At 42.8% G+C, this 18,284-nt stretch carries 15 protein-coding genes; 10 read left to right on the top strand and 5 right to left on the bottom strand.

Features of this window, described 5'->3' with window-relative positions:
- Positions 1 to 329 precede the first annotated feature (329 nt).
- The 10 genes from N477_RS18515 (at position 330) to N477_RS26145 (ending at position 13,002) form a co-directional block, all read left to right on the top strand.
- Positions 330 to 1,019, top strand: a complete 690-nt coding sequence (locus tag N477_RS18515) for a DNA-3-methyladenine glycosylase I (RefSeq protein ID WP_063362773.1) — start codon at positions 330 to 332, stop codon at positions 1,017 to 1,019.
- A 3-nt stretch (positions 1,020 to 1,022) separates the two neighbouring features.
- On the top strand, positions 1,023 to 2,453 hold the full coding sequence (locus N477_RS18510) for a protein adenylyltransferase SelO (RefSeq protein ID WP_063362774.1): 1,431 nt from the start codon (positions 1,023 to 1,025) through the stop codon (positions 2,451 to 2,453).
- The gene (locus N477_RS18505; RefSeq protein ID WP_081216522.1) at positions 2,454 to 4,256 is read left to right on the top strand and encodes an ABC transporter ATP-binding protein; all 1,803 of its coding nucleotides are present in this window, start codon (positions 2,454 to 2,456) and stop codon (positions 4,254 to 4,256) included.
- 117 nt (positions 4,257 to 4,373) lie between these two features.
- Positions 4,374 to 5,432: an OmpA family protein gene (locus tag N477_RS18500; protein WP_063362775.1), complete on the top strand. Its 1,059-nt coding sequence runs from the start codon at positions 4,374 to 4,376 to the stop codon at positions 5,430 to 5,432.
- Between the two features lie 254 nt (positions 5,433 to 5,686).
- A complete protein-coding gene (gene acnB / locus N477_RS18495) occupies positions 5,687 to 8,284 on the top strand; it encodes a bifunctional aconitate hydratase 2/2-methylisocitrate dehydratase (RefSeq protein ID WP_063362869.1) in 2,598 nt (865 codons plus the stop codon).
- A gap of 236 nt (positions 8,285 to 8,520) precedes the next feature.
- Positions 8,521 to 9,468, top strand: coding sequence for a hypothetical protein (locus tag N477_RS18490; protein ID WP_063362776.1), 948 nt, complete (start codon positions 8,521 to 8,523; stop codon positions 9,466 to 9,468).
- On the top strand, positions 9,468 to 10,445 hold the full coding sequence (locus N477_RS18485) for a hypothetical protein (RefSeq protein ID WP_063362777.1): 978 nt from the start codon (positions 9,468 to 9,470) through the stop codon (positions 10,443 to 10,445). The genes N477_RS18490 and N477_RS18485 overlap by 1 nt, the downstream gene beginning before the upstream one ends.
- A 288-nt stretch (positions 10,446 to 10,733) precedes the next feature.
- On the top strand, positions 10,734 to 11,366 hold the full coding sequence (locus N477_RS18480; protein ID WP_063362778.1) for a 2OG-Fe dioxygenase family protein: 633 nt from the start codon (positions 10,734 to 10,736) through the stop codon (positions 11,364 to 11,366).
- Positions 11,367 to 11,376: 10 nt separating this feature from the next.
- Positions 11,377 to 12,612: a cysteine desulfurase-like protein gene (locus N477_RS18475; RefSeq protein ID WP_063362779.1), complete on the top strand. Its 1,236-nt coding sequence runs from the start codon at positions 11,377 to 11,379 to the stop codon at positions 12,610 to 12,612.
- A 216-nt stretch (positions 12,613 to 12,828) separates the two neighbouring features.
- Positions 12,829 to 13,002, top strand: a complete 174-nt coding sequence (locus N477_RS26145) for a hypothetical protein (protein WP_155731951.1) — start codon at positions 12,829 to 12,831, stop codon at positions 13,000 to 13,002.
- A gap of 51 nt (positions 13,003 to 13,053) precedes the next feature.
- Here N477_RS26145 and N477_RS18470 read toward each other — a convergent pair whose 3' ends face one another.
- From N477_RS18470 to glnA, 5 genes are all read right to left on the bottom strand, one after another.
- On the bottom strand, positions 13,054 to 13,512 hold the full coding sequence (locus tag N477_RS18470) for a Crp/Fnr family transcriptional regulator (protein ID WP_046358425.1): 459 nt from the start codon (positions 13,510 to 13,512) through the stop codon (positions 13,054 to 13,056).
- 14 nt (positions 13,513 to 13,526) lie between these two features.
- Positions 13,527 to 14,933 carry a nitrogen regulation protein NR(I) gene (gene ntrC / locus N477_RS18465; protein ID WP_063362780.1) on the bottom strand — a complete coding sequence of 469 codons (1,407 nt, stop codon included), beginning with the start codon at positions 14,931 to 14,933 and terminating at the stop codon, positions 13,527 to 13,529.
- A gap of 11 nt (positions 14,934 to 14,944) precedes the next feature.
- Positions 14,945 to 16,009, bottom strand: a complete 1,065-nt coding sequence (gene glnL, locus N477_RS18460) for a nitrogen regulation protein NR(II) (RefSeq protein WP_063362781.1) — start codon at positions 16,007 to 16,009, stop codon at positions 14,945 to 14,947.
- Positions 16,010 to 16,112: 103 nt separating this feature from the next.
- On the bottom strand, positions 16,113 to 16,625 hold the full coding sequence (locus N477_RS18455; RefSeq protein WP_231098127.1) for a DUF4124 domain-containing protein: 513 nt from the start codon (positions 16,623 to 16,625) through the stop codon (positions 16,113 to 16,115).
- A gap of 247 nt (positions 16,626 to 16,872) precedes the next feature.
- Complete coding sequence (gene glnA, locus N477_RS18450) at positions 16,873 to 18,279, bottom strand: glutamate--ammonia ligase (protein WP_039607522.1); 1,407 nt, start codon at positions 18,277 to 18,279, stop codon at positions 16,873 to 16,875.
- Positions 18,280 to 18,284: the final 5 nt, after the last annotated feature.

The raw sequence follows: 18,284 nt of genomic DNA, 5'->3' as shown, positions 1-18,284 counted from the left end.
CTCATTTCACCTTGCGCAAAAAGAGCGTGCTCACTTCGTTCGCTGTCGCTAACCTTTTGCACGATAGCGCAAGGTGAAGGGAACATCCTTCACCGCCGACAAGGCAAACTCAAAACTTCCTCAGTAACAGCTAAAACGGTTCATTTCACCTTGCGCGAATAGAATGCCTGTGTCATTAACCTTTCGCACGATATTCACCTTGTCTGGATATGTGAATCGAACCTTATCTATATCATTAATGCCCCTATATCTTGAGTGTGTTTAGTAGACACAATATGTGAGACTATTATTAATAATGATATTTGAATTAATGTGATAGCGGAGCACCATTGACTCGATTTAATGATATTTACGACAGAGCCTGTGAACGCAAAGGCGGTGAGGCCAACTTACGCGTGTTATTGAGTGACCCACTCAAAAATAGTGTGCTTAGTACATACAGTGATGATTTATGGTTAGAAGAGTTTACTAGGAAAATCTTTCAGTCTGGTTTTTATTGGTCGGTAGTCAATGGGAAGTGGGATGGATTTAGGGAGGTTTTCTGGGATTTTTCCGTTGATAAATTACTTTACATGTCTCCTGAAATGTATGAACAGCGTGCTCAAGATGAACGTATTATTCGTAACTTCAAAAAAGTACAAAGTATCGCTATCAATTGCCATATGATTTACGAACTGCAACAAGAGCATGGCTCATTTAGTGAGTTGATAGCAAGTTGGCCTAGCGAAGATATAATTAACCTTTGGCTACTGCTTAAAAAACGAGGTAATCGCTTAGGCGGCAATACAGGACCATTTGCTTTACGTGCGCTTGGTAAAGATACTTTTTTGATGACGAAAGACGTCGAGACTTATTTACGCGCAAATGGTGTCATTGATGGCGGACTCCAATCATTGAAATCACTAAAAGCAGCACAACAACACTTTAATGAACTTCAACAATCAAGTGGCTTGTCATTGACAGCACTTAGCCAACTTATTGCCTTTAGTGTTGGTGATAATGCAATTCAGAGTACTTAAATTATGTTTTATTCAAGATATGCCACTATTGGTGAGCAATTTGCCATTCCTGCAGCACCAAATGTTTTTGAGAATGCAAATTTAGCCCTATTTAATACCTCGCTTAACAGTCAACTCGGTTTAAATTGGGACGATGATACTGCATCACTATATTTATCTGGCCAGCAGCCTCTACCTGACTCTCATTGTGTATGCTTAGCATATTCAGGTCACCAATTTGGTCAATTTAATCCTACTTTAGGTGATGGTCGTGCCCATTTGATTGGATCGTTCACTGCACCTAACGGTGATGTAATCGATCTGCAGTTAAAAGGTTCTGGTGCGACCGTTTTCTCTCGTGGCGGTGATGGCTTATGTGCATTGGGGCCAGCAGTTAGAGAGTTTGTTATGAGTCACGCTTTAACGGCTCTTGGCGTGCCATCGACTCAGTGTCTCGCTGTACTTTCAACGGGTCAAACTGTTTACCGCCAAGGGACTTTACCTGGTGCCGTCGTTGCAAGAATTGCTAAGAGCCATATTAGAGTCGGGTCCTTTCAATATCTGGCTTTACAGCAAGATGAGGATGCTATGCTCAAGTTGCTAGAGAGCACAATGAGAGACATGGGGCTAGAAGTTACTGAAAATCGAGACGATAGTATTTTCACTTTTTTCCAATATGTATGTGATGCGCAATGCGACTTGATGCTTAAGTGGTTGCAGGTAGGTTTCATCCATGGAGTGATGAATACCGATAACACTCTAGTTAACGGCGAAACAATTGATTACGGCCCATGCGCTATGATGGAGGCATTTTCATTTAATCGTGTATTTAGCTCAATCGATAGACAAGGCCGCTATGCCTTTGGCCAACAGCCTAATATGGCAAGTTGGAACTGTGGTCGATTAGCTGAATCACTTCTTCTTTTATTCGCAGAAGAGCAGCCTGCAATAGAACGATTCTCTGCTATGTTAGTTGGCTTTTCTGAACGATTTAATCAAGGCTATCAGCAGTTATGGCGTAATAAATTGGGTTTACTTCAACCTCAAAAGGGTGATCAAGATTTAGTCACAGAGTTACTTGAACTGATGACAAAGCATCAGCTTGATTATACAAATACTTTTGCATCACTTACTGCAGCAAAGTTACATAAACAGCAAGCGCAATTTCCGATCTCCAGTGAGTTGCAAGAGTGGGTTGTTAAGTGGCAAGCAAGTACTGAGCAGTTTAACGATGATGAAGTTGCCGCACTGATGATGCGACATAACCCGGCAATCATTCCTCGTAATGATTTAGTAGAGGAAGTGATCAATGATTTTTATCAACAGGGCAAAAGCGAATTATTAACAAAGTGGCTAGCGGCGTTGAGCTCTCCATATGAATACATTTCTTACCCAGGTAAATGGCTGCAATCGCAAGCGAACTCGACTCATTACCAAACTTTTTGTGGAACTTAAATGCAGAATCCAGAGATGACAGGGCCATTAACTTGGAAAGAAATTCAGAGACAGGTGCTCAAACATAAAAAGCCCCTGATCTACGCTCATATCATTGCACTGTTAGCGGCGTTGGTCAGTGTACCTATCCCCTTGATGATGCCCTTATTAGTTGATGAGGTGCTCCTAGCAAAGCCTGGTGTCGCTGTTGAATTTATGAATGGCTTTTTACCTGCAGAGTGGCATGGAGCAACTGGGTACATACTGGCTATCTTGGCGGCTGTAATGTTAATGCGTATAGGGGCTTTATTATTAGGGGTCGCTCAGTCTCGTCAGTTCACTATTATTGGCAAGGATGTTTCGCTGAATATCCGCCAGCGCTTACTTGGTCACTTATCTCAGGTGAGGCTTAAAGAGTTTGAAACACAAGGTGGTGCAGCGATCAGTTCGCGATGTGTAACTGACATAGAGACACTAGATGGCTTTATCAGTCAAACGATGTCACGTTTTTTAATTGGGCTGTTGACGATTATTGGTACGGCGATAGTGCTGCTATGGATAGACTTTACACTCGGATTAATTATTTTGACGTTAAACCCGGCTGTGATCTATTTCTCGAGACAATTTGGCAAACAGGTTAAACATCTAACGAAAGAGAAAAACAATGCATTTGAAGCCTTTCAAACAGCATTAGTTGAAACGCTTGATGCTATTGCCCAACTTAAAGCCATGCGCCGTGAACACGGATACTTTGACAATGTACTCACTGCGGCAAAAGATTTGCGGTATCACTCTGTCCAGTCACAATGGAAAACAGACGCCGTTAATCGTTTGAGCTTCACAGTGTTTTTACTCGGATTTGAAGTGTTTCGTGCCATTGCGATGTTAATGGTGGTGTTTTCAGGTCTCTCTGTTGGTCAGATTTTTGCTGTGTTTGGTTACTTGTGGTTTATGATGGGACCTGTCCAGGAAATTCTCAGTATTCAGTACTCCTATTACAGTGCTTCTGCGGCATTACAGAGGTTAAACCAAGTGTTGGACTTTGAGACGGAAACATCGAATGACGCACGTACAGAATCAGCTCAGCAAGTATTCGAAGCAGATAAAATTGGCATTGAGTTTAAACAGGTGAGTTTTGAATACAATGAAGGTCAGCCTATTTTACACGATGTCAGCATGCATATTCCTCAGGGAAAAAAAGTGGCCTTGGTTGCTGTCTCTGGCGGTGGAAAGTCGACCCTTGTACAGCTTTTATTAGGGCTTTATGAAAAATCCACAGGAGACATCCTGATTAATGGTATTGCAGCTGAAGACATAGGTTATGACCTCATCAGAGAAAACGCAGTGACTGTGTTACAGCAGCCTATCTTGTTCAATTCGAGTATCAGAGAAAATTTAAGCTTAGGTAAGTCATGCACAGATGAGCAGCTTTGGCATGCTTTGGAAATCGCAGAATTGGCAGATAATGTTAAAGAAATGGTCGGACAGTTGGATGCCATTGTTGGTCGTAATGGTGTCAAACTATCAGGTGGCCAAAAGCAGAGACTTGCGATTGCACGTATGGTTGCAGCAGATCCTAAAATGGTGATTTTGGATGAGGCGACTTCGGCGCTCGATGTGGAAATAGAAGCGCGTATCCATAAAAATCTCAATCAATTTTTGAGTGGACGCACGACTTTGATCATTGCCCATCGGCTTAGCGCAATCCGTCAAGCTGATATTATTTACGTGCTAGATGACGGCTACGTCACTCAATCAGGCGATCATCGTACATTAGTTGAAGAAGATGGTTTATACCAAGTTTTATTTGGTCATCAAGGCTAGGTTCAGCTTTAATTCTTAACTAAAAATACTTATTTAGTGTTAAGTAATTATTAAGACATCGACTACTATTATCTTGCTATCAAATTTAATAAGTCTGGATTTTAGAGGGAAACAGCGATGAAACTTAAAATGCTAAGCGTAATTGTGGCAATGGCAGCAGCAACGTCTTTACAAGCGAAAGAGGTTGAAGAGGGTGTATACCTTGGTGTGTTTGGTGATTACTACAACGCAGATTGGGAGAATATTAGAGGGGTTGGTAACGGTGGAGTTGGCATTGATGACTCCACGGGATGGGGTGCAGAACTTGGTTACAGGTTTAACAAGTATTGGAGTGCGCGCATCGAATATGCTGATATGGATTTTGATTTAGAGGGGGCTGGTGTCGGTTCTCAAGATGGTGATCGTCTTGGTATCGATGGTCTTTACCACTTTAATGGCGGCCCTTTTTATGCATTGGCAGGTCTTAAATCGATAGATATTTTTGATAGCAACTTATTTGCTAATGCCGGTGTAGGTTATCGTCATCATTTCACTGATAACTTGGCCGCTAATTTTGAAACTGCAATTTATCAAGGCTTAGAGCGCAGCTATACCGATGTGGGTGCGAAGCTTGGTATCAACTATATGTTTGGTAAGGCGTCAAGTAGTCCGAAAAAAGTTGAGCCCGCACCGCAGCCTGCACCTCAGCCAGTTGTGGCTGAAAAGCCTAAAGACAGTGATGGCGATGGTGTATTAGATAGTAAAGACAGATGTACCAATACACCGATGAGTGATGCAGTTGATGCTGCTGGTTGTAGCTTATATGAAAATAAAGAAGTTACTGTGAGTTTGTTAGTCCGCTTCCCGAATAACAACTCTCAAGTATCTCAGCAGTATTTAGATGATATCAACTCAGTTGTAGAGTTTTTACGTGCACACCCTGAGACAACGGTTGTACTAGAAGGCCATACATCAAGTCTAGGTAAAGCAGATTACAATATGTGGCTATCTAAAAAACGCGCTGATGCCGTTGCAGCGCAGTTGGTCGAAAAAGGCATTGCGCAATCACGTATCTCAACCGTAGGTTATGGTGAAGAGCGTTTAATGGATAACCGTAATACTCAAGAAGCACATACAGCTAACCGCCGTGTTGAAGCAAAGGTTATTTCGGTGGAAAGAGTAAAAGTGAAGAGGTAATCTTACTTAATATGGCTGAATAACAATTGTTGTTCAGCCATTATTGTATATATGCCAATAACCATTCATTCTGTAATTTCTCCCTTACCTCTCCATTCATCACATTGATATTGAGTATCTCTCGATGGTACAACTTGCAAGATTTTCATATTGATAAAAAGCTCTTATAATCAAGTGGCTAGATTAAAAGATAAGCAGTTATAAACAAAACTACTAAAATGCTTATTAAAACACGTCACCAAGAGGATATCACCGTGCTTCAAGAGTATCGAAATCATGTTGAAGAGCGCGCGGCAAAAGGGATAGTACCTAAGCCGTTGGACGCACAGCAAACCGCAGATTTAATTGAGTTAATAAAAGCACCACCAATAGGTGAAGAAGCTTTTCTTTTAGACTTATTGGTCAATCGTGTGCCACCTGGAGTTGACGATGCTGCTTATATTAAGGCGGGTTTTTTGGCTGCGTTGGCAAAAGGGGAGGCAGCATCACCGCTGATATCTAAAGCTTATGCTGTTGAACTACTGGGTACTATGTTAGGTGGCTATAACATTGCGCCCATGATTGAGTTGTTAGATGAACCAGAGCTTGCCCCTATTGCTGTTAAAGGGTTATCACATACCTTATTAATGTTTGATGCATTTTATGATGTAGAGGAAAAAGCAAAGGGCGGTAATGCGTTTGCACAGCAAGTACTTGAGTCGTGGGCACGAGCAGAGTGGTTTACGCAAAAAAGCGCGGTTCCTGAGAAAATATCTGTCACGGTATTTAAAGTCACGGGTGAGACCAATACGGATGATCTGTCGCCTGCGCCTGATGCTTGGTCTCGTCCAGATATTCCGTTACATGCGTTAGCTATGTTGAAGCTTGCGCGAGATGGCATATCTCCAGATAAAAATGGTGAAATAGGTCCTGTTGCGCAATTAGAAGCATTGAAAAGTAAAGGCCTACCCTTGGCGTATGTCGGTGATGTGGTTGGTACCGGATCTTCAAGAAAGTCAGCAACTAATTCAGTGCTTTGGTTTATGGGAGAAGACATTCCTCATGTCCCAAATAAACGGGTAGGCGGTGTGTGCTTAGGTGGAAAAATTGCCCCAATTTTCTTTAATACCATGGAAGACTCTGGTGCACTACCGATCGAGCTACCTGTTGAAAAGCTCAACATGGGCGATCAAATTGACATTTATCCTTATCAAGGGGTGGTTAAGCGCTTTGGCACTGACGAGGTGCTCTCGCATTTCACTTTAAAATCGGATGTTATTTTAGACGAGGTTCAAGCCGGTGGACGTATTCCACTTATCATTGGTCGAGGTCTAACAGACAAAGCGCGAGCGTCACTTGGCCTAGATGCTGAAACTATTTTTAAAAAACCAGCACAAGCAGATGATACTGGCAAAGGCTATACGCTAGCACAAAAAATGGTCGGTAAAGCCTGCGGCGTTACAGGGGTTAGACCAGGTCAATATTGTGAGCCGACAATGACCACGGTTGGCTCGCAAGACACCACTGGGCCGATGACTCGAGATGAGCTGAAAGATTTAGCCTGCCTTGGTTTTTCAGCGGATTTAACCATGCAATCTTTTTGTCATACCTCCGCTTATCCAAAGCCCATTGATGTAAATACTCATCATACTTTGCCGGACTTTATGATGAATCGTGGCGGGGTGTCGTTGCGACCAGGCGATGGTGTGATCCATTCTTGGATCAACCGTATGCTTTTACCTGACACGGTGGGGACTGGCGGTGATTCACATACCCGTTTCCCTTTGGGGATTTCTTTTCCGGCTGGCTCTGGTGCAGTTGCCTTTGCCGCTGCTACAGGTGTTATGCCTTTGGACATGCCTGAATCTGTACTTGTGCGTTTTAAGGGCGAGATGCAAGCTGGGATCACATTGCGAGATTTAGTACATGCAATCCCGCTCTACGCGATTAAGAAAGGGCTACTTACCGTTGAGAAAAAAGGCAAAGTAAATGAGTTTTCAGGCCGTATTCTTGAAATTGAAGGGGTTGAGCATTTAACGGTTGAGCAAGCCTTTGAGTTGTCAGATGCGTCAGCCGAGCGGTCTGCGGCTGGGTGTACTGTAAAGCTGTCACAATCCTCTGTTGAAGAGTATTTGAATTCCAATATTGTGATGTTGAAGTGGATGATCTCAGAAGGCTATGGAGAGGTACGTACAATAGAGCGTCGGATTGCAAAAATGCAGGCATGGCTCGAACATCCGCAGCTTATGGCTGCAGATAGTGATGCTGAATACGCCCATGTACTTGAGATTGATTTAAACGACATTAAAGAACCAATTTTATGTGCGCCGAATGATCCAGATGATGCCCGTTTGCTGTCTACTGTACAAAACGAAGAGATCAATGAGGTCTTTATAGGCTCTTGTATGACCAATATTGGCCACTTCCGTGCAGCTGGTAAATTACTTGATAACTTTAGTGGTCAGTTACCTACGCGCATGTGGATAGCGCCACCGACCAAAATGGACAAAGATCAGCTTACAGATGAAGGTTATTATGGCATTTATGGTCGAGTTGGTGCGCGTATTGAAACACCGGGATGCTCTTTGTGTATGGGTAATCAGGCGAGAGTAGCAGATAAGGCGACGGTGGTCTCAACGTCAACCCGTAACTTCCCTAATCGATTAGGAACAGGGGCAAATGTATTCTTGGCCTCTGCAGAATTGGCGGCAGTTGCGGCGATCATAGGTCGATTGCCGACACCGGATGAGTATCAAGAATATGCGACAAAAATTAACGCGACAGCTGCGGATACTTATCGTTATTTGAATTTCCACAAAATGTTACATTACACAAAGAAAGCAGACAGTGTGATCATTCAGCAAGCGGTATAATTGCTTAAAAAAGCTCGTAATTTACGAGCTTTTTCTCACGCTTATTGATAACCCTATTCCTTCTAAACAATATTGTTAAGCTCACCTATGTCCTTGACTATAAAGACCTCTGTACTAATGTTTATATCATTCGCTGATGTCTAATCGTCAGTGTAAATTTGTTTCTATAACCTGTATGCAAGGAAGAGTAATGTGGTGCCTTGTGATACAAGACAACAACATTATCGGGGAAAGTCATGAAATATACTCTTGCCTTACTGGGGATGTTTAGTAGTTATACGTTTGCAGCAGCACCTCTACCTTCTTATAGCGAAGTTCGTTTAGGATTTGAAAGTATCGACTATAGTGAATCCTTATCGGATGTCGCTGGTTTTGGTCAACTGTCTCAGTCAATCACCGTTACTAACCCTGCGGTGAGGCAGTTGTCGTATACAGGTATAGATGAATATTGGGGATTTTATATTGGCAGTGCTGCGACCATCTCGACGGAAATCGATCAGGAGGTATGGTCTTTAAAGGACTTTGGTGCTATCCAACAAAATGATTTTAAGGTCAAAGCCAATGAGCTGGCATTTACCGCCGCATATAATTATCAACGTGCTATACAGCTTACATTTGGCATGAAAATATTCACCTCGAGTTTTACTCGCTCTAACTTTAAATTTGTTAACCCCGGTGCAACGCGATTTGATGATGCGCTAAAAGCATTGCCACGCGAGGAAGGCGATCCAGTCCCTCGTTTTGATTTACCAGGGCAAACGAAAGATGGTGATGATGTTCTACAAGATAACCCAGCTTCGCTACTGCCTGTCATTTCAGTCACAGAGGATCAAATGGGGCTGTTGGCTACATTAGGCGCCCGTTACGATAGCAAGCTTACTCATCCTGAAGAAAAGCTTAGCTGGTATATTGAAGGCGAATTAAGTACGCCAGTATATAGCCGTATTCAGAACACCCAATTTGAGACAACAACACTCACGGATACTTTTAACGGTTGGGGTGTAATGGCCAGAACGGGGGTCAGATATCAGCTAGTTGAGCATATTGCGGTGATGTTTGGTGTCGATGCGTACTACAAAGAGCGAGATACTGTGACCGAAGAAGTGAACGGTCGACGTTTGCGTGTCCCTGAAATAGAGTATACTAATGTCTCTCTGACCGCAGGATTACAATGGAGTTACTAATGCGAATGAAGTTTGGCTTAGTGTTTGGGGCTGTGCTATTAAACATAACGGGGTGTAAAACACTAGATTCAGTGCAATCAATAGGAGGGTCTTCACCTTCTAATGAACAAGTACAGGCGGCATATAGTCGTGCCGAAGCTGCTTATCAGGAAGCACAGCAGGCAATGTACTTGGCTAACACCGAGTCATTGATTGACTATGACCGTGTACGCGTTCAAAAAGCGCAAAAAGAATGGCAAGAACTTGAGGAAAGTTTTGCTGATTTAAAAGCGAAGCCATTTGAAGCGCTAGATAGTGCCTCGTTCTTTTCTTCTCAAACTGTCAGCGGTGAGATCATTGAACTTAGCCAAGAGGTGCTGGCTTTAATAGGTGGGGCACAGGCGGCAAAGAACTTGATTCTATCTGTTTTAGAACCTGTTCGTTCTCACTTTGCTGTGCTAGATAAATTTGCAGCGCAAGAGCACTTTCCTATTCGATATCGCAAATTAAATGAGACCCATAAAAAGTATCGTGCGATGCTAGTTGATGGCAAGCAACCCGAAGTTGAAGCAGAGCTAGCTGATTTTAATGCCCAGTTAACGGCATTAGAAGTCAGTGCCGTTGAGCGCTATTACTTAGGTGAGATCTTGTCACAATTGCGTACTATTTCGGCATCGCCAAAGGCTAAGGTATTGCCTAGCGTTGCGCTAGATGCGAGTAACACCAGCGAATATGCCAAGGTATATATTCGAAATAACGTCCGTGACTATGAGCAGATTGAAGAAAAGGTGCGTCTAGCTAAATTACAGTTGCTTAGAGTAGATAGTCTTTATCAAGAGCATCTTGCACGTAAAGAGGCGCTGCAAAAGAATCAAGTTGAGGCCCAACTACTTGAATTGGAAAGTCACTTATTGGCCTTAACGGAAAAAGCGGGTTTGGGCGATTTACGTCACTTGAGCTTTGCTGAGCAATTGTCTGCGGTGAAGGATAAGCTCTAATTTAATTGCCGTTTTGGATGAGGTGTTAGGCCGGTTTATTTTGGTTTAGCACCTTTTATGCAATAAATAATCATGCACTGTGTGTGCGTGATTAAGCAAAAAAAACACCTTCTACTTTAGATGTGCTAGTTACCAAAATTAAAACATTTAGCATTTTTAATCTAACATATATTTTTATTGGGTATATTTATCCTTGTTTTTTGATAAAAACAAGTTATTCAAAATCAAAATTTCCATCCAAATAGATTAAGATCTCTGCCAATTTTACATCTACAGGCAAGAGTAAGCATGACAGCAGTAAACAACCAGAATTTGCTTCAACTTCGTTTTATTCAACAATCACATATTGATTCAGTTAAACCGTTTTTTTCGCGTTTGCCAGATAACCCTTATGCCGATGGTGCGTTTCGTAAACGCCGTTATTCAGTATTGAAGTTTGCCGAAGGTAATGTGTCTATTCAGCCGACAAAAGCATTTGTACAAGATGATTCGATTAACCACTTTCAAGGTAATGTGGAACGCGTGTATGAAAACTTAGAAGCTGAGTTATTGCAGAGCGATGGTTTTAAGCACCTGCTGTCTGAGTTTAAAGTAATGACGGGTGTTGCAGACGATGCAGATATTGAAGTACATCAGTTTAGAATGTTGGCAATAGAGAGCGATACACCACCTGCTCCAGAAGGTATTCACCAAGATGGCTTTGATCATGTATGTGTATGTGGCGTGTCTCATGAAAACATTGCTGGTGGTGAGCTCCTTGTTTATGAGCACAAAGAAGCCGAGCCATGTTTTAAGATGGAAATAAAAGATGGCCTATTTGCACTTGTGAATGATCGTGAAGTTTGGCATAACGCCACTCCGATGAATAAACTCAATGCCGACCAAGTTGGCTACTTAGATTGTTTTGTATTTACAGCATAAAGAGGTCCACATGAACTTAATGCCAATCCGCCGTCAGTTTCCCGCTTTAATGCAGGAAGTTTCTGGTGTTTCACCAATATTTTTAGATGGCCCGGGTGGCTCACAAGTACCGCAGTCGGTCTTAAGTGCAATGTCTGCATATCTAGGTTATTTTAATTCAAACCTAGGTGGTGCGTTTTTTTCGAGTGATAAAACGGTTGAGCTAATGAGCCGCGCAAGACAGTCAGTTGCACAGCTGCTCAATGCGCCAAGTCGTGATCAAATTGTCTTTGGTGCGAATATGACGAGCTTAACGTTCAGTTTTAGTCGTGCAATATCAAGGCAGTGGCAAGCTGGAGATGAAGTGATTGTGACCAACGCGGATCACTATTCAAATGTATCTTCTTGGCGTCAAGCGGCTGAGGACAAAGGTGCCAAAGTACATGCTTTACGCATCAATGAATCAGACTGCACACTGGATCTGGATCACTATGCGTCGTTACTTAACAGCAACACTAAGCTGGTGGCTGTGACGTATGCATCAAATACCACAGGCTCAATTAACGACATTAAGCAGATCATTGCTATGGCACACGAAGTAGGTGCTTTGGTATATGTCGATGCCGTGCATTTTGCACCGCATGAACTGATTGATGTACAAGCATTAGATTGTGACTTCTTAGCGTGTTCAGCTTATAAATTCTTTGGTCCACATGTTGGTATTGTTTATGGTAAGCGTGAACATCTTGAAGGTTTTACACCTTATAAAGTGGAGCCTGCAAAAGACGTGATCCCTGGACGTTGGGAAACGGGCACACAGAGCTTTGAAGGTTTGGCTGGTGTTATCGCTGCGATTGAATACATTGCCTCTTTGAGTGACTTGCCAGAGTCTGAGCCATTACGAGTGAGATTAGAGCAAGCATTTGCGAATTCAAAAGCACATGAAATGGCTTTGAGTCAGCACTTCTTAACACGACTTGGTGAATTTCCACAGATCAAGCTGTTCGGAATTGACGACTTATCTCGTCTGAGTGAGCGTACACCGACATTCGCATTGACGTTTGAAGGTTTAGAACCACGCAAAGTGTCAGAGTTTCTAGGTCAGCACCATGTGTGTGTATGGGATGGGAACTTTTATGCGCAAGGCTTGTGTGAGCAATTAGGTGTGATGGACAAAGGCGGTGTAGTGCGTATTGGCTGTATGCATTACAACACTATTGAAGAGCTAGATAGGCTGTTCGAATTGTTCACAGAACTGCTCAATTAAATTCAACAAAAAAGGATGCGTCAGCATCCTTTTTTAGTTGGATACGAACAATTTCAATGCTTAAGCAAAACATTTTACTATGTCATACCTAGCAGAGCGTGTGTAATGAAATAATGTACGGATTGAAATCATTGATTTTAACCTGAGTTGGTGGTTATTTATTAATCAGGGATGTGGTCACCCTATTAAAAATAAGTACAACATAAAAAGGAAATAATGATGAAAATCACATTGAATAAACGTTCGGTTAAGAAGTTATCTACTAACAATAAAGCGTTAAACCCTGAGCAAACGCCTAATGTAGCGGGTGGTATGTACGCAAGCTCACCACATATACCTGGTTGTATTTCTTACAACGGTTGGACATGTAATTCTATGTATAACTGTTAAGCAGTCATTGACTACAGGGCTTTAGTGAGCGCTGTAGTCATTATGAGCAGCTTAGAGTTTTTCTTCGATAAAATGATTGAGCTTATGAATACGCTCACTCATGCCTGCAATAATTTTGTCTTTTATTTTTTCTCTTATTACCGCTGGCAATTTGGTGAGTGCCTCAGAAGTGATGGCCAATACGATGGTATCTGATATGGCCTGAGCACTGGTGCTGCGTTCTCGATTCGATATGAATGCGCCTTCACCGACAAACTCACCGGGCCCTACATGGCCAATATCTATATGACTTTTCTCGGCGAAAATCCGTAGTTCGCCAGTTAAAATAATGTATAAGCGACTATCTTGCTCAAAACGTTTAAATGCGTAGCGGTCTTTGCTGATTAAATATAAATGGCTAAACGACTCTAACAAAACCTGCCGCTCAGCGAGGGTGAACTCAGAAAAAAAATCTAAGCGGTTGATGATTTCAAGTTGTTTTATCGTCGTGATGTTTTCTAGCAGCTTCATGCTTGGCCAATCATTTAGTCATTTTCTAGCATATTGCGCTCTTTGAGCTTTCTGGTCAACGTATTACGGCCCCAGCCTATTTTTAGTGCCGCATCTTGTTTGTGACCATGGCAAGCTGCGAGTGCAGATTTTATCAGTCTTGTCTCTAACTGAGCTTGTACTTGAGGCCATATGTGGTCTTCACCTAGTCTCAGTTGTTGATCTAACCAAAGCTGGAAAGCATCAAGCCAGTCCTGATTTTCTTCAAGCTTAGCTGTATTGCTAGGTTGTGCAAGCTCTGGTGGTAAGTCCTGTGGACCAACCATGTCCCCCGGCGCCATGACGGTTAGCCAGCGACAGGTATTTTCTAATTGCCTGACATTGCCTGGCCAATGAAAAGCACACATATGATCTAACGCTTTGTCTGTAAGCACTTTGCTAGGGACTTTGAGCTCTTTGGCACTTTTCGCTAGAAAGTATTCTGCTAACTTCGCTATATCAACGCTTCTTTCTCGAAGCGGTGGGATCCTTAATCTCACCACATTAAGGCGGTGAAATAAGTCTTCCCTAAACTTTCCTTCACTGACCAGCTTTTCTAAATCCTGATGCGTTGCAGCCAGTATTCTGACATCAACTTTGACACTTTGGTGGCCTCCGACACGATAGAATTCGCCGTCAGCAAGTACCCGCAGTAAACGCGTCTGCACATCGAGCGGCATATCCCCAATTTCATCTAAGAACAGTGTACCGCCATTGGCTTGTTCAAAGCGTCCTCGGCGGACGCTATCGGCTCCTGTAAATGCACCTTTTTCGTGTCCAAAGAGTTCAGATTCGACTAAATCTTTTGGAATAGCAGCCATGTTTAGCGCAATAAAAGTGTTATTTTTGCGAGGGCTGTGATTATGCAGGGCACCTGCAACGAGCTCTTTACCTGTGCCAGACTCGCCATTGATGAGTACGCTCATACTCGACGCAGAGAGCTTGCCTATGGCTCTAAAGACCTCTTGCATGGCCGGTGCTTCGCCAATGATATCTGGTTGGTCAACCGTTGCATCCTGCGGTTTGCTCTTCGCGTTTTGTTGCGCCGCGCGATAAGCTCTATCAACAAGGGAAGTGGCTTCTTCTAAATCAAACGGCTTTGCAAGGTATTCAAACGCGCCTTTTTGAAAAGCATTAACGGCAGAGTCAAGGTCAGAGTGCGCAGTCATGATGATCACTGGCAAAGATGGATATAATCGATTCACTTCCTCGAGTAAGGCCATACCATCGATGCCTGGCATACGCACATCAGACATTAAAACGGCAGGTTGACCATATTCAAGTGCTGTTAATACGTCTTGCCCATTGGCAAAGCTTTCAGTTGCAAAGCCAGCTCTCGATAGCGCTTTTTCCAATACAAAGCGAATTGAGGCATCATCATCGACTAACCACACACTTTTCATTAATTTGCTCCCTAACTTTCTTCAAAGGGTAAGTAGATACAAAACTCGGTATGTCCGGGCCAACTGTCACACTCAATAAACCCTTTGTGTTGCTCAACTAAGGTTTGTGCGATAGATAAACCAAGTCCAGAGCCACCTTCTTTATTGGTGACCATAGGGTAAAAAAGCGTCGCTTTGATTGCTTCGTCTATACCCGGCCCATTATCGGCAATTTTTATTAAGAGTGCTTTTCTCAATATTAACTTACCGCGTCGCACTCGGTGGCAAATCCGTGTGGTGACGCGTATTTTGCCTTGACCTTTGAGTGCTTGTTGAGCATTTCTGACGATATTGAGCACTACTTGTTGTATTTTCGACTCATCAACGTAAATATCTGGAATACTCGGATCATAGTCTTTATGCAAAGTGATGCTATGTTCAGTATCTAGTGCACTGAGCTTCAATATAGACTCAAGCACTTTATGAATATTACACAGCGTTCGCTTTGGCAGTTCATTTGGGCCCAACAATCTATCTACGAGCTCTCTTAAGCGGTCTGCTTGCTCTATGATCAACTGAGCACATTCATTACGTTCTTGTTGGTCTACTTCATACTGCAATAATTGCGCCGCTCCGCGTATACCACCGAGTGGGTTTTTGATTTCATGGGCTAATCCGCGAATGAGGTTGCGTGCAGCTTGATATTGATGCGCTTGATTGAAGGCTTTATCAAAGCGCAGCTCTTCATCAATCCGCCTACATTCTAGTTGGATATATTGGCGTTTATTATGGTTGAGCTTGCGTGCGAATAAATTGATGGTACTGGCACGGTTATCAATGAAGACAACGTCTACCTTGTGTTGTTGGCAGTCGATGCCGTCTTCAAGCACATAGCGTTTGAGCCTTTTTAAATCGATTAAATGGTGGTGGAAAATACTTTCAAACGGCTGTTCAATCAGTCGTTTCTGGCCTAGTCCTAAGAGCTCACTGGCACTGTTGTTGGCATAGTGAATTTTAAAGTCTTCGTCGAGTAAAATTATCGACGTTGACAAATTTTGCCACAGTTCAGGCAGTATTGATGAATTGAGGTGTTCCATTATGGGTCGCCTTGCACCAAGTTGGTGCATGTTAATCTAACACAAATAAACCGTGTTTGCTGTTGTTATTGGTTGGAGTTATCAAATGTACTGTTTTATAAGGTTATTGATTGGCTCTGGCTTTATGTAGATAAAAAATCGTTTCATCACTTTTTGTGACGACATTGCCTTTGGAGTCAAAGACCATGAGTTGTAATGAATGTTCACCGCGTTCAACATTTCGCAGTGCAAACGTGATCGTGTGTTGCTTAGGGCCTGTTGGTTTGCCATCCAAAAATAACTGTACGGTAAAGTCTTTCGCAAATCTTGGGGTGATCTGCCCGCTCACATACACGCTACCGGTATTATCTCGTAGCGTTTGCTTGTGATTGGGGGCGATAATTGACGCTTTGTACTGTTGCTTGGATTGATCTTGAGTACCACTGCCCAGTACTGAAGTATCAGTTGCCGGCATGGTTAAAAAGTGGGTATTGATTTTAACTTCAGTTGCGCCTTTTTTTGGCGTATCCGAATACACCCAATTTCCCTTGTCATCTTTCCAGCGATAGACTTTTTTATCAGCGAACGCAGTATGGCTTGCTAGACATAATATTATCACTAACCACAGTCGACTCACAGCAACCTCACTTTACTCAATTCAATCGTGCTAAAGCGCATCATCATTGTCAGATTATCAATTATGTTGTCAGTGCGAACACTCACCGTTTAACTGTAGAGGTTTTAGCGCGGTTTTGCCATTAAAAAAGCCCGCAAAAGCGGGCTTGAGAACACATATGATTTAAGCGCGCAGTTACACTATAAAATGCAGTGAATATTGCGCATAGATAGATAGCTATCTCTATTCACTGCAAGTAATTTGCGAATTAAACGCTGTAGTACATTTCAAACTCAACTGGGTGAGTTGTCATGTTTAGCTTTTCAACTTCTTGAGACTTAAGTGCAATATATGCATCGATTAGGTCATCAGTGAAAACACCGCCTTGCGTCAAGAACTCACGGTCAGCGTCAAGTGAAGCCAATGCTTCTTCTAGAGATGCTGCAACAGTTGGGATTTCAGCTGCTTCTTCAGCTGGTAGATCGTAAAGATCTTTATCCATTGCATCACCAGGGTGGATTTTGTTTTTAATACCGTCAAGGCCAGCCATTAACATTGCAGAGAAAGCAAGGTAAGGGTTCGCCGTTGGGTCAGGGAAACGTACTTCGATACGACGTGCTTTCTCTGAAGGTACAACTGGAATACGGATTGAAGCTGAACGGTTACGTGCAGAGTAAGCAAGCATAACAGGTGCTTCGAAGCCAGGTACTAGGCGCTTGTATGAGTTAGTAGACGCGTTTGCAAATGCATTGATTGCTTTAGCGTGCTTGATGATACCGCCGATGTAGTAAAGTGCATCTTCAGATAGACCACCGTATTTGTCACCTGCGAAGATGTTTTGACCATCTTTACCTAATGACTGGTGACAGTGCATACCAGAACCGTTGTCGCCAACAACTGGCTTAGGCATGAAGGTTGCCGTTTTACCATAGTGGTGTGCCATGTTGTGGATAACGTACTTCATCTCTTGGATTTCGTCCGCTTTGATAACCATGGTATTGAAGCGTGTTGCAATCTCATTTTGACCCGCGGTTGCTACCTCATGGTGGTGTGCTTCAACAACTTGACCGAACTCTTCAAGTACTAGACACGTTGCACTTCTCCAGTCTTGTGAAGAGTCAACAGGTGCTACTGGGAAATAACCGCCTTTTACGCCAGGACGGTGACCCGTGTTGCCTTCGTCGTAGCTCTTGTCAGAGTTCCAAGAAGCTTCTTCAGCGTCGATAGAGTACATAGAACCTGACATGTCTGTTTTATATTTAACATCGTCAAATAAGAAGAATTCTGGCTCTGGGCCGAAAAGTACTGTGTCAGCAATACCAGTAGAGCGCATGTAATCTTCAGCACGCTTAGCAACTGAACGTGGGTCACGCTCATAGCCTTGCATTGTTGCCGGCTCTAATACGTCACAACGCACGATCATTGTTGTCTCTTCAGCAAACGGGTCAAGCTTCACTGTACTTGCATCTGGCATTAATACCATGTCTGACTCGTTAATGCCTTTCCAACCAGCAATCGATGAACCGTCGAACATTTTACCGTCTTCAAAGAAGTCTTCATCGGCTTGATGATGAGGGATTGAAACGTGTTGCTCTTTACCTTTAGTGTCCGTGAAACGTAAATCTACAAACTTTACTTCATTCTCTTTAATAAAATCTAAAACCGATTGTGACATGTGTC

Origin of the sequence: Pseudoalteromonas luteoviolacea H33-S, from assembly GCF_001625695.1 — a bacterium.
Taxonomy (GTDB): domain Bacteria; phylum Pseudomonadota; class Gammaproteobacteria; order Enterobacterales; family Alteromonadaceae; genus Pseudoalteromonas; species Pseudoalteromonas luteoviolacea_B.
This window is presented reverse-complemented; position numbering and strand designations above follow the sequence as displayed.

What these genes read in the sequence shown, in the direction of transcription:
- N477_RS18510 (WP_063362774.1), top strand. Translation starts at nt 1,023, where the DNA reads ATGTTTTATTCAAGATATGCCACTATTGGTGAGCAATTTGCCATTCCT.
- N477_RS18500 (WP_063362775.1), top strand. Translation starts at nt 4,374, where the DNA reads ATGAAACTTAAAATGCTAAGCGTAATTGTGGCAATGGCAGCAGCAACG.
- N477_RS18505 (WP_081216522.1), top strand. Translation starts at nt 2,454, where the DNA reads ATGCAGAATCCAGAGATGACAGGGCCATTAACTTGGAAAGAAATTCAG.
- N477_RS18490 (WP_063362776.1), top strand. Translation starts at nt 8,521, where the DNA reads ATGAAATATACTCTTGCCTTACTGGGGATGTTTAGTAGTTATACGTTT.
- N477_RS18475 (WP_063362779.1), top strand. Translation starts at nt 11,377, where the DNA reads ATGAACTTAATGCCAATCCGCCGTCAGTTTCCCGCTTTAATGCAGGAA.
- N477_RS18485 (WP_063362777.1), top strand. Translation starts at nt 9,468, where the DNA reads ATGCGAATGAAGTTTGGCTTAGTGTTTGGGGCTGTGCTATTAAACATA.
- N477_RS18480 (WP_063362778.1), top strand. Translation starts at nt 10,734, where the DNA reads ATGACAGCAGTAAACAACCAGAATTTGCTTCAACTTCGTTTTATTCAA.
- N477_RS26145 (WP_155731951.1), top strand. Translation starts at nt 12,829, where the DNA reads ATGATGAAAATCACATTGAATAAACGTTCGGTTAAGAAGTTATCTACT.
- glnA (WP_039607522.1), bottom strand. Translation starts at nt 18,279, where the DNA reads ATGTCACAATCGGTTTTAGATTTTATTAAAGAGAATGAAGTAAAGTTT.
- ntrC (WP_063362780.1), bottom strand. Translation starts at nt 14,933, where the DNA reads ATGAAAAGTGTGTGGTTAGTCGATGATGATGCCTCAATTCGCTTTGTA.
- N477_RS18470 (WP_046358425.1), bottom strand. Translation starts at nt 13,512, where the DNA reads ATGAAGCTGCTAGAAAACATCACGACGATAAAACAACTTGAAATCATC.
- glnL (WP_063362781.1), bottom strand. Translation starts at nt 16,009, where the DNA reads ATGGAACACCTCAATTCATCAATACTGCCTGAACTGTGGCAAAATTTG.